A 24,045-nucleotide genomic window follows, 5' to 3' on the forward strand; every position below is an offset into this window, starting at 1 on the left:
TGTCCATGGCGCTTCCTTCACGGGCCGGCCGGGCGAGCGGCCAAAAAAAAAGCGTCCGCACGGTCGGCACCGGCTGTGAGAGCCGGCGCTTCCATGCGGACGCCTTTGTCCTGAGATCCTTCCCCGGCGCCATTGCCGCGGAGGGATCGATGCAGCAGGCACGCAAACCGTGTGCCAGCCAGAAGCGGCCCGATCCGCATCGCTTTGGTGCGCGCGGCCATGAAAAAAGCCCGGCGGACCGGGCTTGCTTTCGAGGCGATGCGCTTGGGGCTTACTTGCTCTCGGGCAGCGCGTAGGCGATCACGTAGTCGCCACGGTCTTCCGACTGGCGGGCACCGCCGGCGCTGATCACCACGTACTGCCTGCCGGTCCTGGGCGAGCGATAGGTCATCGGCCCGCCCTGGCTGCCCACCGGCAGGCGGGCCTTCCAGGCCTCGGCGCCGGTGGCGGAATCGAAGGCACGCAGGTAGTAGTCCTGCGTGCCGGCGATGAAGACCAGGCCGCCCTGGGTGGACAGGGTGCCGCCCAGCGTCGGCATGCCGATCGGCATCGGCAGGTGCATCTTGATGCCGAAGGGGCCGGTGTCCTGAACCGTGCCCACGGGCACCTGCCAGGCGATCTGGCGGGTCTTCATGTCCACGGCGGTCAGCGTGCCGAAGGGGGGCGCCTGGCAGGGGATGCCCAGGGCCGACAGGAAGCGGTTCTTGTTGACGGCGTACGGCGTGCCCTTGAGCGGCACAGCGCCCATGCCGGTGTTCACCGCCTCGCCGCCGGATGCGGCGGGCTGGTCGCGGTTCTGCGAGGGCATCATCTGGATCCACAGGCCCAGGCGCATGTCGTTGACGAAGATGAAGCCGTGCACCGGATCGGTGGAGATGCCGCCCCAGTTCATGCCGCCCAGCGAGCCGGGGAAACTCAGCGACACGTCGGTGCCGGGCGCCGTGTACAGGCCCTCGTAGCGCATCTTCCTGAAGGCGATGCGGCACAGCAGCTGGTCGAAGGGCGTGGCGCCCCACATGTCGGACTCGGTGAGGGTCTGCGCGCCGATCTGCGGCATGCCCACCGAGCGCGGCTGGGTCGGCGAATAGGGCTCGCCGGGGATGTCCGAGGGCTTGACCGGCACTTCCTTCACCTCGGTCAGCGGCTGGCCGGTGGCGCGGTCGAGCACGAAGAGCTGGCCCGCCTTGGTGCCGATGACCATGGCCGGCACTTTCGAGCCGTCGGGCTTCTGGAAATCGATGAAGCTGGGCTGCATCGGCAGGTCGAAGTCCCAGAGGTCGTTGTGCACCGTCTGGTAGACCCATTTCTCGTGGCCGGTGGTGGCGTCCACCGCCAGCACCGAGGCGCCGTACTTGTGGTCCATCGCCGTGCGTTTCACGCCCCAGATGTCGGTGGAGGGGCTGCCCATGGGCAGGAAGACGGTGTTCATCGCCGGGTCGTAGGACATCGGCGCCCAGGAGTTGGGCGTGCTGCGGGTGTAGCTCTTGCCGTCGGCGGGCGCGTTCTTGTCTTCCGGATTGCCGGGGTCGAAGGCCCAGCGCATCTGGCCGGTGATCACGTCGAAGCCGCGGATCACGCCGCCGGGCATGTCTTCCTGCACGTTGTCGGCCACCCGGCCGCCCACCACCACGGTGGTGCCGGCCATGATGGGCGGGGAGGTCAGCACGTATTGCGGATCGGGCGCGGCGCCCAGGCCGGCGGTCAGGTCCACCCGGCCGTCGGTGCCGAAGCCCTGGCAGAAGGCGCCGGTGTCGGCATCGACCGCGATCAGCTTGGCGTCGATGCTGTTCAACAGCACCCGGCGGGTGCAGTTGGCGCCGGGCGCCACGGCCACGGCGGTCACCGGCGTGGGGTTGGCGACGGTGGGCGGCGCGATGGGCGCCGAGGCATCGAAGTAGGCCAGGCCGCGGCAGCGCATCCAGACGGAGGACTTGGCGTTGATCTTACGCTTCCAGATCTCCTTGCCGGTGTCCGCATCGATCGCAATGATGTTGTTGTGCGGCGTGCAGAGGAAGACCTTGTCGCCGATCTGCAGGGGCGTCTGCTGGTCTTCCGCGCCGTTGCCGGCGGGGCTGACCGGCACGTCGCCGGTGTGGTAGGTCCAGGCGACCTGGAGCTGGCCGATGTTGCCGCGGTTGATCTGGTCCAGCGCCGCGAAGCGGGAGCCGCCCGAGGTGTTGCCGTAGTGCTGCCAGTCCTTCTGCTGTTCGGCCGGGTTGACCGGCGTCAGCCCCGGGCCGGCGCCGTTGGCGGTGACGGTGGCATGCGGCATGAACATGCCGACGAAGCCCGCCACGATCGTCACGACCAGCACGGCAGCCACCACGCCGGTGCCGGCGGGGGACGCCCGCGCACCGGACTGGCGCCTGAGCAGCGGATAAGCCAGCGTGACCAGCAGCCCCAGCACCACGAAGGCGAACACACGCGAGACCAGCGGCCAGAAGTTGAGCCCGGCATCCAGCACCGCCCAGAGGATGGTGGCGGCCAGCACCAGGGCGAACAGCCAGGCCCCGGCGGTCTTGCCCCGGGCGATCAGCGCACCCGAGACGATCAAGCCCAGCCCGGCCAGCGCGAAGTAGGAGCTGCCGTGCAGGCTGGCGAGATAGGCGCCGCCGATGGTCAGGAAAAGGCCCATGGCGATGGCCAGCAGTCCGATGAGGACCAGCGGCCAGCGCCGGGGTGCGGCGTTGTCGGTTCTGTTTGTCATGAGGGGATCGACGAGGGAAGGGCGGATGGGCGCGAAAGGGATAGCGCAATCCGTAAAAGGGTGACATTGTCCTATATCAAGGGAAAACCCTGATTTCTCTTCGAACACATGTTCGTATCGCGCACGCGATGGGCGTAAAAAAACGCGCCGGAGCGCGTTTGGCAGAGGGCCTGGCGGATGACTCAGGCCGCTTTCTCCACATGCCCTTGGCGGGTGTAGAGGAAGTCGATCACCGCCTTGCGGTAATGCACGTAGTTCTGGTCCTCCGCCAGCTCGACCCGGTCGCGGGGCCGAGGCAGGTCCACCGACAGCACCTCGCCGATGGTGGCCGAGGGGCCGTTTGTCATCATCACGATCTTGTCGGACAGCAGCACGGCCTCGTCCACGTCGTGGGTCACCATCACCACGGTGCTGCGGGTCTTCTGCACGATGGCCAGCAGCTCGTCCTGCAGGCGGGCGCGGGTGAGGGCGTCCAGCGCGCCGAAGGGCTCGTCCATCAGCAGCACCTGGGGCTCCATGGCCAGGGCGCGGGCGATGCCCACACGCTGCTTCATGCCGCCGGAGATCTCGCCGGGACGCTTCTGGGTGGCGGGGGTGAGGCCGACCAGGGCCAGTGCGGCATCGGTGCGCTGCTTCAACTGGGCCTTGCCTTCGGTCTTGCCGAAGACGCGTTCCACGCCCAGGAAGATGTTCTCGTAGCAGGTCAGCCAGGGCAGCAGCGAGTGGTTCTGGAACACCACGGCGCGCTCAGGGCCTGGGCCCTTGATCTCGCGGTTGGCGCACATCAGGCTGCCGTGGGTGGGCGTGGTGAGGCCGGCGATCAGGTTGAGCAGCGTCGACTTGCCGCAGCCGGAGTGGCCGATCAGGGCGACGAACTCCCCCTTGGCCACGTTCAGGTGGATGTCGCGCAGTGCCTGGAAACTGCCCTTGGGCGTCCGAAAAGTCTGTTCGACGTCGCGGATCTCGATGAACTTGCTGTCCTGGGTCTGCTGGGAGCTCATGACTTCACCTCCTCGAACGTGAATGCGGTTGCGATCTTGATGAGGGCGAATTCGAGCAGCAGCCCGACGATGCCGATCACGAAGATGGCGATGATGATGTTCTTGACGTTGAGGTTGTTCCACTCGTCCCACACCCAGAAGCCGATGCCGACGCCGCCGGTCAGCATCTCGGCCGCCACGATCACCAGCCAGGCGGTGCCGACCGCCAGGCGCACGCCGGTCAGCATGTAGGGCAGCACGGCGGGGAACAGGATCTTGGTGAGGATCTTCCATTCCGACAGGTTGAGCACCCGGGCCACGTTCATGTAGTCCTGCGGCACGCGCTGCACGCCGACCGCGGTGTTGATGATCATCGGCCAGATCGAGCAGATGAAGATGGTCCAGATGGCGGCCGGGTTGGCGCCCTTGAAGACCAGCAGGCCGATCGGCAGCCAGGCCAGCGGCGACACCGGCCGCAGCAGGCTGATCAGCGGATTGAACATGCGCCCGAGGAAGGTGAAGCGGCCGATGGCGAAGCCCACCGGTATGCCGACGACGGCCGCCAGGCCGAAGCCCATGGCCACCCGCTTGAGCGAGGACAGCACGTTCCAGCCCACGCCCTGGTCGTTGGGGCCGTTGCTGTAGAAGGGGTTGCTGAAGACCGTCACGGCCTGTTGCCAGGTGTCCTTGGGCGAAGGGATGCTGCTGCCGGTGGTGACCGAGACGGCCTCCCACACCAGCACCAGCAGCACCAGGCCGAAGACGGGCGGCAGCACGCGCAGCCACAGGCCGCGCCAGTCGTAGGGCGGCTTGGCGCGGGCGGCGGGGGCTGGTTTCATCGTGGGCTCGGCAAGGGTGCTCGCGGACGGGGCCCTGGCCCCGTCCGCGTCGGCGGGAACCGCCAGGGTGTTGTGGAAAACGGCGCTGACCATGTGCTGCTCCTCAAGCCTTGATGGCGAAACTGTCGGCGTACTTGGCCGGGTCCTTGCCGTCCCAGACCGTGCCGTCGAACAGCTTGCTGCTGCGCATCGGGTCCTTGGGGACGGACACCTTCATGGCCCCGGCGACGTCCTTGTACAGGTCGATCTGGTTGATCTGCCTGGCCACGGCCAGGTAGTCCGGATGCTCCTTGAGCAGGCCCCAGCGCTTGTGCTGGGTCAGGAACCACATGCCGTCGGAGAGATAGGGGAAGTTGACCGCGCCGTCGTCGAAGAACTTCATGTGGTTGGGGTCGTCCCAGGTCTTGCCCATGCCGTTCTCGTAGCGGCCCAGGATGCGCTGGTTGATCGCGTCGGCGCTGGTGTTGACATAGGACTTCTCGGCGATCACGTCGGCCATGCGGGTCTTGTTCTGCAGGCTGGCGTCGATCCACTTGCCGGCTTCCATCACGGCCATCATCACGGCCCGGCAGGTGTTGGGGTTGGCCTTGACGAAGGCGGCCTGGGTGCCGAGCACCTTCTCGGGATGGTCCTTCCAGATGTCCTGGGTGGTGATGGCGGTGACGCCGATCTTGTCGATGATGGCGCGCTGGCCCCAGGGCTCGCCGACGCAGAAGCCGTCCATATTGCCCACGCGCATGTTGGCCACCATCTGCGGCGGCGGCACGACGATCACCTTGGCGTCCTTGACCGGGCTGATGCCCGAGGCGGCCATCCAGTAGTTCAGCCACATGGTGTGGGTGCTGGTGGGGAAGGTGCCGGCGAAGGTGTATTCGCGCTTGTTGGCGGCCATCACCTTGGCCAGGGAGGGGCCGTCCACCGCGCCCTTGTCGGCCAGGGCCTTCGACAGGGTGATGGCCTGGCCGTTGCGGTTCAGGCCCATCAGGTTGGCCATTTCCTTCTTCGGGCCGCCCACGCCCACGTGCACGCCGTAGATCAGGCCGTAGAGCACATGGGCCATGTCGAGCTCGCCGTTGACCAGCTTGTCGCGCACGCCGGCCCAGCTGGCCTCCTTGCTGGGCACGATCTTCACGCCGTACTTCTTGTCGAAGCCCAGCACCGAGGCCATGACCACGCTGGCGCAGTCGGTGAGCGGGATGAAGCCGATCTTGACTTCTTCCTTCTCCGGCTTGTCGGAGCCCGCGGCCCAGACGCCGCCGTGGCCGAGGCTGGCGAAGAGGGCCGCGGCGCCGGCCTTGCGGATGAAGTCGCGGCGCGGTGCGGCCACTTCGGTGCCGGCTGCGGGCGTGGCTGCAGCGACAGCGGGGTGGTCGGCGGTGCCGGGAAGCTTCTGGGCCATGGTCGAACTCCTTCGTGGGCAAAACAAAAACGGCGTCCATTCCCCGCTGCGCAAAAGCCGAGCGGGAAATGGACGCCGTTGTCCAGGTGTCGTCGAGAAGACGGGTGACGCCGGGCCGCCTTTGGCCTGGTGTCGTGAACCCAGTGATGCACGAGGCGTGCCAGGGTCTGGATGCCGTGATCGCCCATCGAGAGGGCATGAAGCGGCCGCGCAGCGTGCGCAAGCCCGCTCTTTGTGGTGCGGCGCACCAAACTGCGTCATGCCGTTCATCAGGTCGGATCGGCAGACGGGCGGCGAGGGGCCGGCGGTAGAAAACGCGCCTTTCCATTGCTGCGCACACGCGCAACCCGTCATGAAACTCGACCCGCATGTCGTCCTGCGATCCTGGAGGCCGATCGCCTTCGCCCTGACCCTTTGCGCTGCGCTGTGCGCCTGCGGCAGCGGACGTTCTTCCGTGGAGCCGGCCGTTTCGCCGACGCCCACGCCGGCACCCTCGCTGATGCCCCAGGTCGTGCCCTATTTCTGCGCCACGCCCCAGCCGAAGCCCGCCACGGCCAGCGCGCCGGCCAGCAATGCCAGCGGCCTGTCCTCACCGCCGACCGATGCGGCCTGCAACACACCGGCCGAATTCAGCCTTTACTACCGCAGCACCGATACCGGCTGTTCCTTCGTGCTGCCGGAGAACGCGCCGACAAATTCCTGCTTCAGGCCCTACGACCCGGCCCGGCCGCCGGCGGACCTGGCCCAGGTGACGGGCGAGGGCGGTGTGAAGCGGCCCTATGTGGTGCGGGTGGAGCGGGGCGTGATCAACCGCGGCATCTACGAAGTGGTGGTGCTGGTGGATCCGGCGCTGCCGGGCATCGCCCGGGGCGAGCGGCCGGCCCGGTGGGGCGGCAAGGTGTTTTACCTGCTGGGCGCCGGCACCGGCCAGCCGCGCCGGCAGTTCCGGCCCGCCATGCCCTGGCCTTCCGCCGACCAGGCCCTGGCGGCCGGCTATCTGGTGGCGACCAACGGCATGACCGATTCGAGCAGCAATTCCAACCGCAGCCTGATGGCCGAGACCCTGGGGCTGATGAAGGCCCATATCGCCGCCCACTACGGCCCGGTCGCCTTCGTGATGGCCACCGGTGGCTCCGGCGGCGCGATCAATGCGCAGGTCGCGGCCAGCCTGGCGCCCGGCCTGATCGACGGCGCCGTGATCGGCGGCCAGTTCCCCGATGCGCAGACCACCGAGATCGAGGTGCTCGACTGCCAGCTGCTGGTGCAGGCCTACCAGCATCCCGCCTGGCGCGCGCTGATGGCCAGCGAAGGTGTCGCACCGCAGGCCGAGGCGCTGAAGAAGGCGGCGATCAACGGCCATGTGGATGCCAGCGGCTGCCACGGCTGGTTCAACACCTTCGCCGCGCTGCCGCAGCCGGGCAATTACGTCCAGCGGGTGGTGGTCAGTCCCGCGGGCCAGTGGATGCCCTTCGGTCCCTTGAAGAACAACTGCGATCTGCCGGCGGCCCTGGTCTACGACCGCACGAACAACCCTGCCGGCGTACGCTGCGGCATCGCCGACTGGTCCGCACCGGTGTTCGGCACCGCGCCGGCGCAGCCCGGCGCGACGCCGCGCACCTACGACACCCAGGACAACGAGGGTGTGCAGTACGGGCTCAAGGCCTTGCGCGAGGGCGCCATCAACGGGGAGGAGTTCGTGCTGCTCAACGAGATCGTCGGCGGCCTGGATGCCGATGCCCAGCCGCAAGCGGCCCGCAGCCGTGCCGACCTGCAGGCCCTGGAGGTGGCCTACCGGAGCGGCCTGGTCGCCGACGGGCTCGCGCTGGCGCGCCTGCCGGTGATCGACCTGCGCGGCTGGGACGACTCCTCGTTGATCCCGCAACCCGGCGCCGACGGCTCGCCGGTGCTGGCCATCCACCACACCTGGCGCAGCGCCTCGGTGCAGGCGCGGCTGGACCGCGACACGGGCAGCCACGACAGCCGCGCCGTATGGCGTTTCGGCCGTGGCGGCCTGTTCCCGGTGGCGCTGATCGCCAAGGCCATTCCGGTCATGGACGGCTGGCTCACCGCCCTGAAGGCCGATGGCAGCAGCCGCCCCCTGGAAGACAAGGTGCGTGCGGCGCGGCCCGCCCAGGCTGCCGACTTCTGCCTGCTGAGCACCGATGTGGCCCAGTCCACCCCGGTCACCGGGCCGGCCTGCGATGCCGACCCCTTCCTGCAGGCCCATGCCTCGCCGCGCCAGGTGGCCGGCGGGCCGCTGGCCGAGGATGTGCTCAAGTGCCGGCTGCGGCCGCTGGTGCAGGCCGACGACCTGGGCGGCCTGCTGGATGCCACGCAGATGCAGCGCCTGCGCGCCGTCTTTCCCGAAGGTGTCTGCGACTGGAGCCGGCCCGGCGTGGCCCAGCCGGTCGTGCCGCGCCTGGCCAGCCGCTAACGCCGGGCCACCGGCGCCGGCAGCAGCTCGGCCATGGCCAGCACCGCCTCGGCCACGTCCACCAGGCGTTTGCCCTGGCCCATGGCCGTCTGGCGCAGGGTCTTGTGGGCCTCTTCCTCGCTGAGGTGGCGGTGCGCCATCAGCAGGCCCTTGGCGCGTTCGACGATCTTGCGTTCGTTGAGCGTGGCGCGCACGCTGGCCAGTTCGTCGGCCATGGCCTGCAGGCGGTGCGACTGCTCCTGCACCATGTCCAGCACCGAACGGCCGAGCTGCGGGCCGATCGGCGGCGCATCGCGGCGCTGGGCCGGCTGGTCGAAGAAGGCGCTGCCCGGGTTGTCGGCCGCCAGCGACTGGGCGGCCTTGAGCTGCATCGCCTGCTGTTCCAGGTCGGCGCGGGCCTGCTGGAGTTTTTCCTGGCAGCGCTGCACCAGGTCGGCGGCCAGGCGGGTCTCGACGCTCTGCATCGCGTCCATGCGTTCGCTGCAGGCGTCGAACCAGGTGCGGCTGAGGGCGCGGTCCAGCGTGCTGCCGACCGGGGCGGTGCAGCCGATGCGGCGCAGGCGCTCGATCTCGGCCATGGCGCCGCCGCCCAGGCAGGCCTGCCAGGCGGCGATGTGCTGCGGCTCGGCGAAATCGGCGAAGACGGTGAAGCAGCGTTCCTGCGATTCGATCAGGTGCAGCCACAGCTGCTGCTGCTGGATCTCGGCCGCGCCCTGGGCGAAAGTGCCGGCGCCGGTGGCGCGCTCCTGGCCGGTGAATTCCTTGCCCTGCATGAAATGGAAGGTGGCCACCAGCAGGCGCGAGAGTTCCGGGTCGCTGGCGCTGTCGGCCGCCTCGAAGACCACACCCATCAGCGCGGCCACCAGGCGGCTGAAGCCGCGTGTCGATTCGGCGGCGGGCAGGCCGCGCTGCGTGATGCGTTCGCGCAGCAGGGGCAGGGCGCCCAGGCCCTGCAGCGCATAGGCGATGCGGCTGAACAGGCGCGCGCCGTTGCCTATGGTGCTGGCGCCGTCGATGTCGAGCTGTTCGAGGGCGCTGCGCCAGCGTTCGGCGGCGGCGTCGCAGGCGCCCATCTGCTTGCCGCGCTGCGCGCCGAATTCGGCGTCGCCGCCGCCCAGGTACAGATTGCTGAGGCCGCGTTCCTTCTGCAGGGCGTGGACCAGCTCGGCGGTGCGGCGCACCAGTTCGCTGGTCAGCAGCAGCTGTTCGAGTTCGCGGATTTCGCAGCGGCGCGCCGCGACGAGGAAGTTGAGGCCGGATTTCATGGGGGTGGCCGGAACTGCAGCAAGGGTCATGCCGCGATTCTGGCAAGGTTGCGCCGATCAGCCGGATCGCACGGTGCTGCGGGCCCGGCGGGAGCGTTCCTGCAGCAGGGCGTCGCGGCGTTCGCGGGGCGTGGGCGAGCGTTTCTTCCCGGCATGCGCGGCCCGCAGTTCCTGCGCCTTGCGGATGGCCTCGCTGGCCTGCTGCACCTTGAAGGCTTCGATGGCCGGTGTGCTCGGATAGGGCATGGGCAGCCAGGCGCCGCCGCCCACCTGGTAGCGGTGGCCGCCGTCGGTATCGGGCAGGACGAGGGCGGAGCGGTAGATGCTGTCGGCGAAGCGGCCGGTGTGCTGGCGGTCGATGAAATACGGTTTCTGGATCAGCCGGGTATCGGGCGCCACCGCCACGGTGGAGTATTTCACCTTGCGGCCGATGCGGAACACGCCGGCATAGATGGGCTTTTCGGTGGTCAGGGGCACGGCCTTGAGCATCGCTTCGAGGCTGGGATAGGTCGGGTAGCCCTGGCGCAGCCGCTCCATCAGCAGGTGGTAGGAGATGCCCAGCGGCTGCGAGCCGTTGGCCTGGTAGATGGCGCGGATGTCGTCCATCGCGCTCGCTTCGTAGAGCCGCTGGTCGTCTTCGGCGAGCCTCGTCAGCTGTTCGGCCGAGGGCAGGGCGGTGAGCGGGGCGCCGCGCGCCAGCTGGCCCGCCTTGCCTTGCAGCAGCCGCTGCCAGCGCTGCAGCAGGAAGGGCCTGAGGGTCTTCGATGCCGGCGGCAGAGCCGCGTCGCGCAGCGCCTTGCCGCGGCGGATCAGGCCGTCGACCTCGCTCCTGGCGTTTTCGTAGGGCAGGCCGGCCGGATCCTGGTAGGCGATGTGTTGCCACACGGCCTTGTTGTAGGCGGCGCCCGTGACCGGCGACTGCAGGGAGGCATTGAAGTAGCCGGCGATGTAGTCGGCCAGGGGCGGGCGATGCGACCAGCCAGCCGCTTGCCGGGGCAGGCGTTGCAGCGGAGCCGGGCCGTGGAAGTGGCTTTCGCCGCCTCGGTCCGGCGCCGTTGGCCAGGGCTCGGTGAAAGCCCGCATGGGCGGCGCAAAGGCATTGACGGGCAGGCCGATCTCCATCCGGAGCAGCGTGGCCGCATTCCCGCATGGTGTCCACGGACGCCACGAATGGCCCGCAGCCGCGCCGAAGCCTCCCACTACACTGCCGCGATGCTTTGCGATTTCACGGTGCTGGGTTTCGAATCTTCCTGCGATGAGACAGGTGTGGCGCTGGTACGCGCCGATGCCGCCGGCCAGGTGCCGCGGCTGCTGTCCCATGCGCTGCACAGCCAGGTGGCGATGCACCAGGCCTACGGCGGCGTGGTGCCGGAACTGGCCAGCCGCGACCATATCCGTCGTGTGCTGCCGCTGACCGATGCGGTGCTGGCCGAGTCGGGCCGCTCGCTAGATGCGGTGGACGTCATCGCCTATACCCGCGGCCCGGGCCTGGCCGGCGCGTTGCTGGTGGGCGCCGGCGTGGCCTGCTCGATGGGCGCGGCGCTGGGCATCCCGGTGCTGGGCGTGCATCACCTGGAGGGCCACCTGCTCTCGCCCTTCCTCAGCGCCGATCCGCCGGAATTTCCCTTCGTGGCGCTGCTGGTCTCGGGCGGCCACACCCAGCTGATGCGGGTGGACGGCGTGGGCCGCTACGCCATGCTGGGCGAAACCATAGACGACGCGGCCGGCGAGGCCTTCGACAAGTCGGCCAAGCTGATGGGCCTGGGTTATCCGGGCGGGCCGGCGCTGTCGAAGCTCGCGGAGCAGGGCGATCCCAAGGCTTTCGCCCTGCCGCGCCCGCTGCTGCGCAGCGGCAATCTCGATTTTTCCTTCGCCGGCCTGAAGACGGCGGTGCTCACCCAGGCCCGCAAGCTGGGCGATGAACTGGAGGCACGCAAGGCCGACCTGGCCGCTTCCACCGAGGCGGCCATCGTCGATGTGCTGCTGAAGAAGTCGCTGGCCGCGCTGGAGCTGACCGGCCTGGACCGCCTGGTGGTGGCCGGTGGCGTGGGCGCCAACCGCCTGCTGCGGGTGCAGCTCAACGCCGAATGCCGGCGGCGCGGCGTGCGGGTGCACTACCCGGAGCTGCATCTGTGCACCGACAACGGCGCCATGATCGCCATGGCCGCCGCCATGCGCATGGCCAGCGGCGCGGCCGAGCCTTCCAAGCGTTATGCATTCGATGTGCGGCCGCGCTGGACGCTGGGCGAAGATTAATTCTGATTAATACAGCGGCCGCAAAAAAGCCGCCGAATTAATCGGCGGCTTTTATCCATGAATATGAATTCAGGAAATGCTGAGCGTCTTGGCGGTCGGCACCACCACACGACGGGCGAGTTTCAAGGTCAGCACGCCATTCTCGAGTTTGGCTTCGCTGGCATCGGCGTCGATTTCGCTGGCGATCTCATAAGCGAGTTTCAGGCTGCGCGGTGCATCCTTCACGCTTTCGAGCCGCACCACATTCGCGTCGATGTTGATGGTGATCTGCTCGCGGGACAGGCCGGGCACATCCAGCGTCAGGGTGACGAACTGCTCGTCCTGGCTCACGCTGGGCGCTTGCGCGGTGGACTGGCGGCCGGTATTGCTGAAGGCATTGGCCAGAAAGCGCTCCAGTGCCTGGTCGGCGGCGCGGAGTTGCGGGACATAAGCCTGGCGGCGTGCGGGGGTGTAGAACACAGTAAAAGCTCCTATACACTGCGCGGCGCTCAACCGTGATTGCCGCATGCCGTGGAATCTGTGCCCGTGCGGAGGTATTTCAAGAGAATGAATTCAAGGAAAAAAATGCGTCGTGTCGTCTTGAAATCGATCGCCGCGGCACTAATGGCGAATGTGCCGGTGCTGCAGGCATTTGCGGAGGCTCCGGGCCCGACGATCGATATCGCCCTGATCGAGGGGCTCTCGGGCAGTTTCGCCAACGCCGGTGAAGCGGTGTTCCGCAATATCGCCTGGGCGATCGAGCGGGTGAACGCGCGCGGGGGCATCAAACTGCCCGGCGGCAACCGGCTACTGCGCCTGGTGCGCTACGACAGCAAGGGCCAGACCGAGGAGGCGCTGTCGGCCCTGCGCGCCGCCATCGATGCCGGCTCGCATTTCGTGATGCAGGGCAATTCCTCGGCGGTGGCCGCCGCGCTGCTCGACGCCATCGACAAGCAGAACAGCCGTGACCCGGCGCACCGCGTCGTCTTCCTGAACTATTCGGCGGTCGATCCGGTGCTGACCAACGAGCGCTGCAGCTTCTGGCATTTCCGCTTCGACGCCCATGCCGACATGCGGGTGGCCGCGCTGATGGATGTGCTGCGCGACGACAAGAGCGTGGGCAGCGTCTACCTGATCGGCCAGGACTACAGCTTCGGCCAGCGCGTGCTGCGCGAGGCGCGCCGCCAGCTCGGCGTGCAGCGGCCGGATGTGAAGATCGTCGGCGACGAGCTGCATCCGCTGGGTCGCGTGAAGGATTTCGCGCCCTATGCGGCCAAGATCCGCGCCAGCGGCGCCCAGGCCGTCATCACCGGCAACTGGGGCAACGACCTGACCCTGCTGGTGAAGGCGGCGCGCGAGGCCGGTTTCGACGGCAAGTTCTACACCTTCTACGGCAATGCCCTGGGCGCGCCGGCGGCGCTGGGCGATGCGGGCGTGGGGCGGGTGCTGGCGGTGGCCGACTGGCTGCCCAACGTGCCCGGCGCGCAGAGCGAGGCCTTCTATGCTGCCTTCCATCAGCGCTTTCCCAGCCCCGCCGAAGACTATGTGCACATGCGCATGCAGCTGATGGTGGAGTCGCTGGCCCAGGCCATCGAGAAGGCCGGCAGCGACGATGCGCTGGCGGTGGCGCGCGCGCTGGAGACGACGTCGGTGTCGCTCTATGGCCAGAACGGCCACATGCGCGCGGTCGACCACCAGTTCCAGCAGTCGCTGGTGGTCGGCCAGATGGAGAAGAAGGGCACGCCGGGCGTGAAGTTCGACGTGGAAGGCTCGGGCTATGGCTTCAAGGTGGTGCGCAGCATCCCGCCGGAGCGGGCCGAGCAGCCGAGCAGCTGCCGGATGAAGCGGCCGGCCTGAAATCCGCGCTCAGGAGCCGTAACCGTAGCCGCTGCAGGCGCCGGCATTGGGCCGGCCACGGCATTCGCGCTGCATGCGGCGCGAGCGGTCGGCGGTGGATTCGCCGCTGTCGCCATGCGGCGCGAGTTTGACCTTGGTGCTTTTCTTGCCGGCCTTGGGCTCGGCCCCGGATGTGGCTTCGGCCTTCTTGCGGCCCGCCCGGGCCAGGACGGGGGCGCCGGCGGCCATCAGGCCCAGGAGCAGATGGATGCCGGCACGCCGGCGGCTGGAGATGTCTGCGCTCATGAAAAATCCTTTGGGAATCCTTTGGAAAAGAGCCTGCATGCTGGCTGCTTCCCGGCCGCTTCCAGGGCCGCTCGTCGGCCGCCCATGACCGTAGCGCTATAATCGACGGGCTTTGCCTCCCGCAAGGCGCACGTGCAGCGCATTTCCAGCGCCGCTCGCAAGTCAAACACTCAACGGAAATATCGAAATGATTGCATCCTCCATCAAGGCAGAAGTCGTCAAGGACAACGCCCGCGCCGCCAACGACACCGGTAGCCCGGAAGTCCAGGTCGCCCTGCTGACCGCCCGTATCAACGAGCTGACCCCCCACTTCAAGACCCACGCCAAGGACCACCACGGTCGCCGCGGCCTGCTGCGCATGGTGAGCCGTCGCCGCAAGCTGCTGGACTACCTGAAGGCCAAGGACGCCGAGCGCTACACCGCCCTGATCGCCAAGCTGGGCCTGCGCAAGTAAGGCGCCAGCGGCTGAAGAACGCCTGAGTTAGCCCGCTAGCTCAGGCGTTTTTTGCATTGCGATTTCCTCTTTTTCCTCCCGGACAAGCCACCCACCCAGAGCGAAGCTGTGTCATTCCAGAGGCGTTGCGCCAAGCTGAGCGCCGCTGGAATGGCATCGTGTTTTGATGGGACTTTCCGGCTCCGCATCTCACGTACAAAGACAACCGACAGGAGCTGAACGAATATGAGCATCTTCAACAAAGTCACCAAGACCTTCCAATGGGGTCAGCATCAAGTCATCCTGGAAACCGGTGAGATCGCCCGCCAGGCCGCCGGCGCCGTGCTGGTCAACATCGAAGGCACCGTGGTGCTGGCGACCGTCGCCGCCTCCAAGACCGCCAAGTCCGGCCAGGACTTCTTCCCGCTGACCGTCGACTACATCGAGAAGACCTACGCCGCCGGCAAGATCCCCGGCAGCTTCTTCAAGCGCGAAGCCAAGCCCAGCGAACTCGAAACCCTGACCAGCCGCCTGATCGACCGCCCGATCCGCCCGCTGTTCCCCGAAGGCTTCTTCAACGACGTGCATGTGGTCATCCACACCCTGTCGCTGAACCCGGAAGTCGATGCCGACATCGCCGCCATGATCGGCGTGAGCGCCGCCCTGGCCGTGTCCGGCATTCCCTTCGCCGGCCCGATCGGCGCGGCCCGCGTGGGTTACGTCAACGGTCAGTACGTGCTCAACCCCGGCCAGACCGCCCGCAAGGATTCGCAGCTGGAACTGGTCGTCGCCGGCACCGAATCCGCCGTGCTGATGGTCGAGTCCGAAGCCAAGCAGCTGTCGGAAGAAATCATGCTCGGCGCCGTGGTCTTCGGCCACGAGCAGGGCAACATCGCCATCAACGCCATCCATGAGCTGGTGCGCGACGGCGGCAAGCCGGTCTGGGACTGGCAGGCGCCTGCCAAGAACGAGCCGCTGATCGCCAAGGTCAACGCCCTGGCAGAAGACAAGCTGCGTGCCGCCTACCAGCTGCGCAACAAGCAGGCCCGCACCCAAGCCCTGCGTGAAGCCACCGCTTCCGTCATGGAAGGCCTGAAGGCCGACGGTTCGGCTGTGGACAGCGTGCTGGTCGAAGGCCTGCTGTTCGAGATCGAATCCAAGATCGTGCGCAGCCAGATCCTGTCGGGCGAGCCGCGCATCGACGGCCGCGACACCCGCACCGTGCGCCCGATCGAGATCCGCGGCAGCGTGCTGCCCCGCACCCACGGCTCCTCGCTGTTCACCCGCGGCGAAACGCAAGCCCTGGTCATCACCACCCTGGGCACCGAGCGCGACGCACAGCGCATCGACGCGCTGGCCGGCGAATACGAAGACCGCTTCCTGTTCCACTACAACATGCCTCCCTTCGCCACCGGCGAAGTCGGCCGCATGGGCAGCACCAAGCGCCGCGAAATCGGCCACGGCCGCCTGGCCAAGCGCGCGCTGATCGCCGTGCTGCCGAGCAAGGAAGAGTTCCCCTACACCATCCGTGTGGTGTCGGAAATCACCGAGTCGAACGGCTCGTCTTCGATGGCTTCGGTCTGCGGCGGCTGCCTGTCCATGATGGACGCGGGCGTGCCGATCAAGACCCACGTGGCCGGCATCGCCATGGGCCTGATCAAGGACGGCAACCGTTTCGCCGTGCTGACCGACATCCTGGGCGACGAAGATCACCTGGGCGACATGGACTTCAAGGTGGCCGGTTCCGCAGCCGGCATCACCGCCCTGCAGATGGACATCAAGATCCAGGGCATCACCAAGGAAATCATGCAGGTGGCACTGGCCCAGGCCAAGGAAGCCCGCCTGCACATCCTGGACAAGATGCAGGAAGCCATGGGCACGGCCAACACCACGGTGTCGGACTTCGCGCCCAAGCTCTTCACCATGAAGATCAATCCGGAAAAGATCCGCGACGTGATCGGCAAGGGCGGCTCGGTGATCCGTGCGCTGACCGAAGAGACCGGCACGCAGATCAACATCGACGAAGACGGCACCATCACCATCGCCTCTTCCGACGCCGCCAAGGCCGACGAAGCCAAGCGCCGCATCGAGCAGATCACGGCGGAAGTCGAGATCGGCAAGATCTACGAAGGGCCGGTCGTCAAGATCCTGGACTTCGGCGCACTGATCAACCTGCTGCCCGGCAAGGACGGCCTGCTGCACATCAGCCAGATCGCCCACCAGCGTGTCGAGAAGGTCACGGACTTCCTGTCCGAAGGCCAGATCGTCAAGGTCAAGGTCCTGGAAACGGACGAGAAGGGTCGCGTCAAGCTGTCCATGAAGGCGCTGCTGGACCGTCCGGCCCAGAACTTCGAACAGGGCGGCCAGCCCAACCAGCAGTTCTGATCGCCTCGGACTGAGGAAATGCGGCGCCTCGGGCGCCGCTTTCAACTTTCGCCCAACGTTTTTCAGGAGCCGGACATGCGAGCTGTCGAGATCACCCAGTACGGCGCCCCCGAGGTGCTGGTGGCGGGCGATCGTCCGCGTCCGGTCCCGGCCGCGGGCGAGCTGCTGATCCGCGTGAGCGCCAGCGGCATCAACCGCCCCGACGTGCTGCAGCGCACCGGCAACTATCCGGTGCCGCCGGGCGCTTCCGACATCCCCGGCCTGGAAGTGGCCGGCGTGGTGGAGGAGGGCGAGCCCGCGGCCCTGGCCGCTGCCGGCCTGGCGCTGGGCGACCGCGTCTGCGCGCTGCTGCCCGGTGGCGGTTATGCGCAGTACGCGGTGGCGGCCATCCCGCTGTGCCTGCCGGTTCCGGCCTGCCTGAGCGACATCGAAGGCGCCAGCCTGCCCGAGACCTTCTACACGGTCTGGAGCAACGTCTTCATGCGTGGCAGGCTGCAGCCCGGCGAGACCCTGCTGGTGCAGGGCGGCACCAGCGGCATCGGCGTGACGGCCATCCTGATCGCCAAGGCCCTGGGCTCGACCGTGATCGTTACAGCAGGCAGCGACGAGAAATGCCAGGCCTGCCTGGCGCTCGGCGCCGACCATGCCATCAACTACAAGACCCAGGATTTCGTCGCCGAAGCCAAGCGCCTGACCGGCGGCAAGGGTGTCGACGTGGTGCTGGACATGGTGGCCGGCGGATACGTCACCCGAGAGATCGAATGCCTGGCCGACGACGGCCGCATCGTCATCATCGCGGTGCAGGGCGGCACCAAGGCCGAGTTCAATGCTGGCCAGTTGCTGCGCCGCCGCCTCACGGTGACCGGTTCCACGCTGCGCCCGCGCCTGGTGGCCTTCAAGGCCTCCATCGCGGCCGGCCTGCGTGAACATGTCTGGCCGCTGCTGGAGTCGGGCCGTATCAAGCCGGTGGTGCACGACACCTTCCCGGCCGAGCGGGCCGCCGAGGCGCATGCCCTGATGGAGTCCGGCACGCATGTCGGCAAGATCGTTTTGACCTGGTAGCTTTTCTTCATGCAGCAACGCAAAAAAATCGTAGCCGGTAACTGGAAGATGAACGGCAGCCTGGCGGCCAACGCCGCGCTGCTCGACGGAGTGCTGGAGGGCCTCGGCCAGCCGGCCTGCGCCGTGGTGGCCTGCGTGCCCGCGCCCTACCTGGCGCAGGTGCAGGCCCGCATCGCCGGAACCGCCCTGGCGCTGGGCGCGCAGGACATGTCCGCCTTCGCCTCGGGCGCCTATACCGGCGAGGTGTCGGCTGCGATGCTGGGTGACTTCGGTGTCGCCTACGCCATCGTCGGCCACTCAGAGCGCCGCCAGTACCACGGCGAGACCGATGCCAAGGTGGCCGACAAGGCGCTGGCCGCGCTGGCCGCCGGCATCACGCCCCTGGTGTGCGTGGGCGAGACCCTGGCCGAGCGCGAAGCCGGCCAGACCGAAGCCGTCGTCGGCCGCCAGCTGGCCGCCGTGCTGGAAAAGCTCGGCGACCAGGCCTCCGGCATGGTCGTGGCCTACGAGCCCGTCTGGGCCATCGGCACCGGCAAGACCGCCACGCCCGAGCAGGCGCAGGCCGTGCATGCTGCCCTGCGTGCGCAGCTGCAGTCGGCCGGCGACGCCGTGGCCGCCCAGCCCATCCTCTACGGCGGCAGCATGAACGCGGCCAACGCCGCGCAGCTGCTGGCCCAGCCCGACATCGACGGTGGCCTGATCGGCGGCGCGTCGCTCAAGGCGGCCGACTTCCTGGCGATCGTTTCCGCCGCAAACTGAACACTCTCTTACCTCCAGCCTGATATGACCATCGTCCACAACCTGATCCTGATCATCCAGATCCTCTCCGCCCTGACCATGATCGGCCTGATCCTGGTGCAGCACGGCAAGGGCGCCGACATGGGCGCGGCCTTCGGCAGCGGCAGCGCCGGCAGCCTGTTCGGCGCCAGCGGCAGCGCCAACTTCCTGTCGCGCAGCACGGCCGTCGCGGCCGTCGTGTTCTTCGTCTGCACGCTGGCACTGGCCTACTTCGGCAACCTGCGTGTGGAAGGCTCCAACAGCGTGCTCGACCGCGCGCTGAACACGGCGCCCGTCACGGCCCCCGCCGCACCCGTCGACACCGGCCCGGCCTCGCAGATCCCCGGCAACACGCCCGCGGCCAAGGGCGCGGCGGCACCGGCGGCATCGGGCTCGGCCAATGTGCCAGCGCCCGCTCCGGCGCCCAAAGCACCCTGAACACTTCTATAAGACTTGCTGAAAATCTCTGCTTCGAGGGTAAAAACCCGGATGTTTAGAGGGTAGAATGTGAGTCTGTTCGGAAAGCCACAAACCGTTAACAACGGTCCTCATGCCATCCGAACAAAGATAACAAGCCGTCGTGGTGAAATTGGTAGACACGCTATCTTGAGGGGGTAGTGGCGAAAGCTGTGCGAGTTCGAGTCTCGCCGACGGCACCATACAAAGACAGGCCCGCATCCCCCGGTGCGGTGCCTGTACCGAGTAGCGCAAGGCAAGCCCCAGATGAACCTCAGTCAGTACCTCCCCGTCCTCCTGTTCATCCTGGTCGGTATCGGTGTCGGAGTAGCACCGCAGGCTCTTGGTTATTTGCTCGGCCCCAACCGGCCCGACGCACAGAAAAACTCCCCTTATGAGTGCGGCTTCGAAGCCTTCGAAGATGCCCGCATGCAATTCGACGTACGGTATTACCTCGTCGCGATTCTTTTCATCCTGTTCGACCTCGAAATCGCCTTCCTCTTCCCCTGGGCGGTGGCGTTGAAGACCATCGGCGCGACCGGCTTCTGGGCCGCCGTGATCTTCCTGGGCATCCTCGTCGTGGGCTTCGCCTACGAATGGAAAAAAGGCGCCCTGGACTGGGAATAAGCGCGAGCGTTCGGCAGGCAAGGAGTACTAGCCATGGCAATTGAAGGCGTCCTGAAGGAGGGGTTCATCACCACCTCCTACGACTCGGTAGTGAATTGGGCCAAGACCGGCTCGCTGTGGCCCATGACCTTCGGTCTGGCCTGCTGCGCGGTCGAGATGATGCATGCCGCCGCGGCGCGCTACGACATCGGCCGTTTCGGCGCGGAAGTGTTCCGCGCCAGCCCCCGGCAGTCCGATCTGATGATCGTCGCCGGCACCCTGTGCAACAAGATGGCGCCGGCGCTGCGCAAGGTCTACGACCAGATGGCCGAGCCGCGCTGGGTGCTGTCGATGGGGTCCTGCGCCAACGGCGGCGGCTACTACCACTACAGCTACTCGGTGGTGCGCGGCTGCGACCGCATCGTGCCGGTCGATGTCTACGTGCCCGGCTGCCCGCCGACCGCCGAAGCGCTGATCTACGGGATCATCCAGTTGCAGCAGAAGGTGCGCCGCACCAACACCATCGCCCGCGTATGACCGCCGAATCCTATGCAGTCGCCCCCGAGGCGCTGAAAGAAACCGTCGTCGCCGCCCTCGGCGACAAGGCCCGCCGCGTCGAAGTGCGCCTGGGCGAGGTGACGGCCATCGTCCATGCCGAGCACTACCTCGAAGCCATGCAGCTGCTGCGCGATGCGCCCGGCTGCCGCTTCGAACAGCTGATCGACATCTGCGGCGTGGACTACTCCACCTACCGCGACGGCCAGTACGAAGGCCTGCGTTTCGCCTCGGTCGCCCACCTGCTGTCGGTGAGCCTGAACCAGCGCCTGCGCGTGAAGGTCTTCTGCCCGGACGACGACTTCCCGGTCGTGGCGTCCGTCAACCACATCTGGAGCTCGGCCAACTGGTTCGAGCGCGAGGCCTTCGACCTCTACGGCATCGTCTACGACGGCCACGAGGACCTGCGTCGCATCCTGACCGACTACGGCTTCATCGGCCATCCCTTCCGCAAGGACTTCCCGCTGTCCGGCCACGTCGAGATGCGTTACGACGCCGAGATGCAGCGTGTGGTCTACCAGCCGGTTTCCATCGAGCCGCGCGAGGTCACGCCCCGCATCCTGCGCGAAGACAACTACGGCGGCGGGCTGCACTGAGCGCGGTGCGCCCGGAATATCCGACATGGCAGAAATCAAGAACTACACCCTGAACTTCGGTCCGCAGCATCCGGCAGCCCACGGCGTGCTGCGCCTGGTGCTGGAGCTAGACGGCGAAGTCGTCCAGCGCGCCGATCCCCACATCGGCCTGCTGCACCGCGCCACCGAGAAGCTGGCCGAGCACAAGACCTTCATCCAGTCGCTGCCCTATATGGACCGGCTGGACTACGTCTCGATGATGTGCAACGAGCACGCCTACTGCCTGGCCATCGAGAAGCTGCTCGGCCTCGACGTGCCGATCCGCGCCCAGTACATCCGCGTGATGTTCAGCGAGATCACCCGCATGCTGAACCACCTGATGTGGCTCGGCTCGCACGGCAACGACTGCGGCAGCTCCACCATCCTGATCTACGCCTTCCGTGAACGCGAAGACCTGTTCGACATGTACGAGGCCGTCTCCGGCGCGCGCATGCACGCAGCGTACTTCCGTCCGGGCGGCGTCTACCGCGACCTGCCGGACGAGATGCCGCAGTACACGGTCAGCAAGCTGAAGAACGCCCGCGCCCTCGCTCGCATGAACGAGAACCGCCAGGGTTCGCTGCTGGACTTCATCGAAGACTTCACCAAGCGCTTCGACCACAACTGCGACGAATACCACACGCTGCTGACCGACAACCGCATCTGGAAGCAGCGCACCGTCGGCATCGGCGTGATGGACCCGCAGCGCGCGCTGAATCTGGGCCTGACCGGCCCCATGCTGCGCGGCTCCGGCATCGCCTGGGACCTGCGCAAGACGCAGCCCTACGACGCCTACGACAAGGTCGAGTTCGACATCCCCGTCGGCAAGACCGGCGACTGCTACGACCGCTATCTCGTCCGCATGGAAGAGCTGCGCCAGTCCAACCGCATCATCGCCCAGTGCGTGAAGTGGCTGAAGGCCAACCCGGGCCCCGTCATCACCGACAACCACAAGGTCGCTCCGCCCGACCGTGAGTCGATGAAGGCCAACATGGAAGAGCTGATCCACCACTTCAAGCTCTTCACCGAAGGTTTCCACGTGCCCGAAGGCGAAGCCTACGCAGCGGTGGAACACCCCAAGGGCGAATTCGGCATCTACCTGATGAGCGACGGCGCCAACAAGCCCTACCGCCTGAAGATCCGTCCCCCGGGCTTCGTGCATCTCGCGGCCCTCGACGAGATGACACGCGGCCACATGATCGCCGACGCCGTCGCGGTCATCGGGACGCTGGACATCGTTTTCGGGGAGATCGACCGATGAGCGCACACCACGCAAGCACCCCTTCCGAAACGCCAGCCCTGCCGCTGTCGGCCCAGGCCCTGGCGCGTTTCGACAAGGAAGTCGCCAAGTACCCCTACGAGATGCGCCAGTCGGCCGTCATGGCCTGCCTGGCCATCGCCCAGCAGGAGCAGGGCTACGTCAGCCAGGCCAGCGAAGCGGTGATCGCCGAGCTGCTCGGCATGGCCGAGATCGCCGTGCACGAGGTCACCACCTTCTACAACATGTACAACCAGCGTCCGCTGGGCAAGTACAAGCTGAACGTCTGCACCAACCTCCCGTGCCAGCTGCGCGACGGCCAGAAGGCGCTGCACCACCTGGAAAAGAAGCTGGGCATCACCATGGGTGAGACCACGGCCGACGGCCTGTTCACGCTGCAGCAGAGCGAATGCCTGGGCGCCTGCGCCGATTCGCCGGTGATGCTGGTCAACGACCGCACCATGTGCAGCTTCATGAGCGAGGAAAAGCTCGACCAGCTGATCGACGGCCTGAAGGGAGCGTCCGCATGAATGCCGAACAAGTCCTCTCGCAGTTCCAGGCCACGGGTGTCCAGACCTGTTTCCACGACCGCCACATCGAGCCGCAGATCTACAAGGATCTCGACGGCACCAACTGGCGCCTGAAAGACTACGAAGCGCGCGGCGGCTATGCGGCCCTGCGCAAGATCCTGCTGGGTGCCGACGGCGCCGAGCCGCTGACGCAGGACCAGGTCATCGCCACCATGAAGGAATCGGCCCTGCGCGGCCGCGGCGGCGCGGGTTTCCCGACCGGCCTGAAGTGGAGCTTCATGCCGCGCGCCTTCCCGGGCCAGAAGTACCTGGTCTGCAATTCGGACGAAGGCGAGCCGGGGACCTGCAAGGACCGCGACATCCTGATGTTCAACCCGCACATCGTCATCGAAGGCATGATCATCGCCGCCTTCGCGATGGGCATCAGTGTGGGCTACAACTACATCCACGGCGAGATCTTCCAGGTCTACGAACGCTTCGAGGAAGCGCTGGAAGAGGCGAGGGCGGCCGGCTACCTGGGCGACCAGCTGCTGGGCAGCAAGTTCAGCTTCCAGCTGCATGCGCACCACGGCTTCGGCGCCTACATCTGCGGCGAGGAAACCGCGCTGCTGGAGTCGCTCGAAGGCAAGAAGGGCCAGCCGCGCTTCAAGCCGCCGTTCCCGGCAAGCTTCGGCCTCTACGGCAAGCCGACCACGATCAACAACACCGAGACCTTCGCGGCCGTCCCCTGGATCATCCGCAACGGCGGCGCGGCCTACCTGGCCTGCGGCAAGCCCAACAACGGCGGCACCAAGATCTTCTCGATCTCGGGCGACGTGGAGCTGCCGGGCAATTACGAGATCCCGCTGGGCACCCCGTTCTCCAAGCTGCTGGAGCTGGCCGGCGGCGTGCGCAAGGGCCGCACGCTCAAGGCCGTGATCCCCGGCGGCTCGTCCTCGCCGGTGCTGCCGGCCGACGTGATGATGCAGTGCACGATGGACTACGACTCCATCGCCAAGGCCGGCTCCATGCTGGGCTCGGGCGCCGTCATCGTGATGGACGACTCGCGCGACATGGTCGAATCGCTGCTGCGCCTCTCGTACTTCTACATGCACGAGTCCTGCGGCCAGTGCACGCCCTGCCGCGAAGGCACCGGCTGGATGTGGCGTGTCATCGACCGCATCATGAACGAGCACGGCCGCGAGGGCGACCTCGACCTGCTCAACTCGCTGGCCGACAACATCCAGGGGCGCACCATCTGCGCCCTCGGCGACGCGGCGGCCATGCCGGTGCGCGCCATGATCAAGCACTTCCGCCCCGAATTCGAGGCGCTGATCCAGCAGAGGAAGAACTCCGGCACGGCTCACGCCTGAACGACCGCGAGTACAC

The 24,045-nt window shown here is 67.2% G+C and carries 22 protein-coding genes and 1 tRNA gene; 15 read left to right on the forward strand and 8 right to left on the reverse strand.

Annotation, left to right across the window (positions count from 1 at the left end; translation table 11 throughout):
- Positions 1–271: 271 nt before the first annotated feature.
- The 4 genes from GT347_RS26100 to GT347_RS26115 form a co-directional block, all read right to left on the reverse strand.
- Positions 272–2,707: a glucose/quinate/shikimate family membrane-bound PQQ-dependent dehydrogenase gene (locus GT347_RS26100; RefSeq protein ID WP_160554962.1), complete on the reverse strand. Its 2,436-nt coding sequence runs from the start codon at positions 2,705–2,707 to the stop codon at positions 272–274.
- A 182-nt stretch (positions 2,708–2,889) separates the two neighbouring features.
- Positions 2,890–3,708, reverse strand: a complete 819-nt coding sequence (locus tag GT347_RS26105; protein WP_160554963.1) for an ABC transporter ATP-binding protein — start codon at positions 3,706–3,708, stop codon at positions 2,890–2,892.
- Complete coding sequence (gene ntrB / locus GT347_RS26110; protein ID WP_160554964.1) at positions 3,705–4,619, reverse strand: nitrate ABC transporter permease; 915 nt, start codon at positions 4,617–4,619, stop codon at positions 3,705–3,707. Before ntrB ends, GT347_RS26105 begins: the two co-directional genes overlap by 4 nt.
- Positions 4,620–4,629: 10 nt before the next feature.
- Entirely contained in the window at positions 4,630–5,925 is a 1,296-nt protein-coding gene (locus GT347_RS26115; RefSeq protein ID WP_160554965.1) for a CmpA/NrtA family ABC transporter substrate-binding protein, read from the reverse strand.
- 352 nt (positions 5,926–6,277) lie between these two features.
- On the opposite strand from GT347_RS26115, the gene GT347_RS26120 reads away from it, so the two are divergent.
- The gene (locus tag GT347_RS26120; protein ID WP_160554966.1) at positions 6,278–8,359 is read left to right on the forward strand and encodes a DUF6351 family protein; all 2,082 of its coding nucleotides are present in this window, start codon (positions 6,278–6,280) and stop codon (positions 8,357–8,359) included.
- Here GT347_RS26120 and GT347_RS26125 read toward each other — a convergent pair.
- Both GT347_RS26125 and GT347_RS26130 read right to left on the reverse strand, forming a co-directional pair.
- Positions 8,356–9,624: a nitrate regulatory protein gene (locus GT347_RS26125; RefSeq protein WP_160554967.1), complete on the reverse strand. Its 1,269-nt coding sequence runs from the start codon at positions 9,622–9,624 to the stop codon at positions 8,356–8,358. The two genes, GT347_RS26120 and GT347_RS26125, sit on opposite strands and share 4 nt — an antisense overlap.
- A gap of 57 nt (positions 9,625–9,681) precedes the next feature.
- Positions 9,682–10,746, reverse strand: coding sequence for a hypothetical protein (locus tag GT347_RS26130; protein WP_160554968.1), 1,065 nt, complete (start codon positions 10,744–10,746; stop codon positions 9,682–9,684).
- A gap of 90 nt (positions 10,747–10,836) precedes the next feature.
- Here GT347_RS26130 and tsaD point away from each other — a divergent pair, with 90 nt between their 5' ends.
- Entirely contained in the window at positions 10,837–11,880 is a 1,044-nt protein-coding gene (gene tsaD, locus GT347_RS26135; RefSeq protein ID WP_160554969.1) for a tRNA (adenosine(37)-N6)-threonylcarbamoyltransferase complex transferase subunit TsaD, read from the forward strand.
- A 69-nt stretch (positions 11,881–11,949) separates the two neighbouring features.
- Here tsaD and GT347_RS26140 read toward each other — a convergent pair whose 3' ends face one another.
- The gene (locus tag GT347_RS26140; RefSeq protein ID WP_229722540.1) at positions 11,950–12,339 is read right to left on the reverse strand and encodes an Hsp20/alpha crystallin family protein; all 390 of its coding nucleotides are present in this window, start codon (positions 12,337–12,339) and stop codon (positions 11,950–11,952) included.
- 105 nt (positions 12,340–12,444) lie between these two features.
- On the opposite strand from GT347_RS26140, the gene GT347_RS26145 reads away from it, so the two are divergent.
- A complete protein-coding gene (locus GT347_RS26145; protein ID WP_229722542.1) occupies positions 12,445–13,716 on the forward strand; it encodes a branched-chain amino acid ABC transporter substrate-binding protein in 1,272 nt (423 codons plus the stop codon).
- Between the two features lie 9 nt (positions 13,717–13,725).
- Here GT347_RS26145 and GT347_RS26150 read toward each other — a convergent pair whose 3' ends face one another.
- Complete coding sequence (locus GT347_RS26150) at positions 13,726–14,001, reverse strand: hypothetical protein (protein WP_229722544.1); 276 nt, start codon at positions 13,999–14,001, stop codon at positions 13,726–13,728.
- Positions 14,002–14,188: 187 nt separating this feature from the next.
- On the opposite strand from GT347_RS26150, the gene rpsO reads away from it, so the two are divergent.
- The 12 genes from rpsO to nuoF all read left to right on the forward strand — a co-directional run bounded on the left by rpsO (position 14,189) and on the right by nuoF (position 24,029).
- Positions 14,189–14,455: a 30S ribosomal protein S15 gene (gene rpsO, locus GT347_RS26155; RefSeq protein WP_160554972.1), complete on the forward strand. Its 267-nt coding sequence runs from the start codon at positions 14,189–14,191 to the stop codon at positions 14,453–14,455.
- Between the two features lie 225 nt (positions 14,456–14,680).
- Positions 14,681–16,819 carry a polyribonucleotide nucleotidyltransferase gene (gene pnp / locus GT347_RS26160; protein ID WP_160554973.1) on the forward strand — a complete coding sequence of 713 codons (2,139 nt, stop codon included), beginning with the start codon at positions 14,681–14,683 and terminating at the stop codon, positions 16,817–16,819.
- Positions 16,820–16,894: 75 nt separating this feature from the next.
- Positions 16,895–17,881, forward strand: a complete 987-nt coding sequence (locus tag GT347_RS26165) for an NAD(P)H-quinone oxidoreductase (RefSeq protein WP_160554974.1) — start codon at positions 16,895–16,897, stop codon at positions 17,879–17,881.
- A 9-nt stretch (positions 17,882–17,890) separates the two neighbouring features.
- The gene (tpiA, locus tag GT347_RS26170) at positions 17,891–18,640 is read left to right on the forward strand and encodes a triose-phosphate isomerase (protein ID WP_160554975.1); all 750 of its coding nucleotides are present in this window, start codon (positions 17,891–17,893) and stop codon (positions 18,638–18,640) included.
- Positions 18,641–18,664: 24 nt separating this feature from the next.
- Complete coding sequence (gene secG / locus GT347_RS26175) at positions 18,665–19,096, forward strand: preprotein translocase subunit SecG (RefSeq protein ID WP_160554976.1); 432 nt, start codon at positions 18,665–18,667, stop codon at positions 19,094–19,096.
- A 136-nt stretch (positions 19,097–19,232) separates the two neighbouring features.
- Positions 19,233–19,317, forward strand: a tRNA-Leu gene (locus GT347_RS26180).
- Positions 19,318–19,381: 64 nt separating this feature from the next.
- A complete protein-coding gene (locus tag GT347_RS26185; protein ID WP_160554977.1) occupies positions 19,382–19,741 on the forward strand; it encodes an NADH-quinone oxidoreductase subunit A in 360 nt (119 codons plus the stop codon).
- Positions 19,742–19,774: 33 nt separating this feature from the next.
- The gene (locus tag GT347_RS26190) at positions 19,775–20,257 is read left to right on the forward strand and encodes a NuoB/complex I 20 kDa subunit family protein (protein ID WP_160554978.1); all 483 of its coding nucleotides are present in this window, start codon (positions 19,775–19,777) and stop codon (positions 20,255–20,257) included.
- A complete protein-coding gene (locus tag GT347_RS26195) occupies positions 20,254–20,871 on the forward strand; it encodes an NADH-quinone oxidoreductase subunit C (RefSeq protein ID WP_160554979.1) in 618 nt (205 codons plus the stop codon). The genes GT347_RS26190 and GT347_RS26195 overlap by 4 nt, the downstream gene beginning before the upstream one ends.
- A gap of 25 nt (positions 20,872–20,896) precedes the next feature.
- A complete protein-coding gene (locus tag GT347_RS26200) occupies positions 20,897–22,150 on the forward strand; it encodes an NADH-quinone oxidoreductase subunit D (RefSeq protein WP_160554980.1) in 1,254 nt (417 codons plus the stop codon).
- Complete coding sequence (gene nuoE / locus GT347_RS26205; RefSeq protein WP_160554981.1) at positions 22,147–22,677, forward strand: NADH-quinone oxidoreductase subunit NuoE; 531 nt, start codon at positions 22,147–22,149, stop codon at positions 22,675–22,677. Before GT347_RS26200 ends, nuoE begins: the two co-directional genes overlap by 4 nt.
- A complete protein-coding gene (nuoF, locus tag GT347_RS26210) occupies positions 22,674–24,029 on the forward strand; it encodes an NADH-quinone oxidoreductase subunit NuoF (protein WP_160554982.1) in 1,356 nt (451 codons plus the stop codon). The genes nuoE and nuoF overlap by 4 nt, the downstream gene beginning before the upstream one ends.
- Positions 24,030–24,045 lie beyond the last annotated feature (16 nt).

This window comes from Xylophilus rhododendri, assembly GCF_009906855.1.
Classification (GTDB): domain Bacteria; phylum Pseudomonadota; class Gammaproteobacteria; order Burkholderiales; family Burkholderiaceae_C; genus Xylophilus; species Xylophilus rhododendri.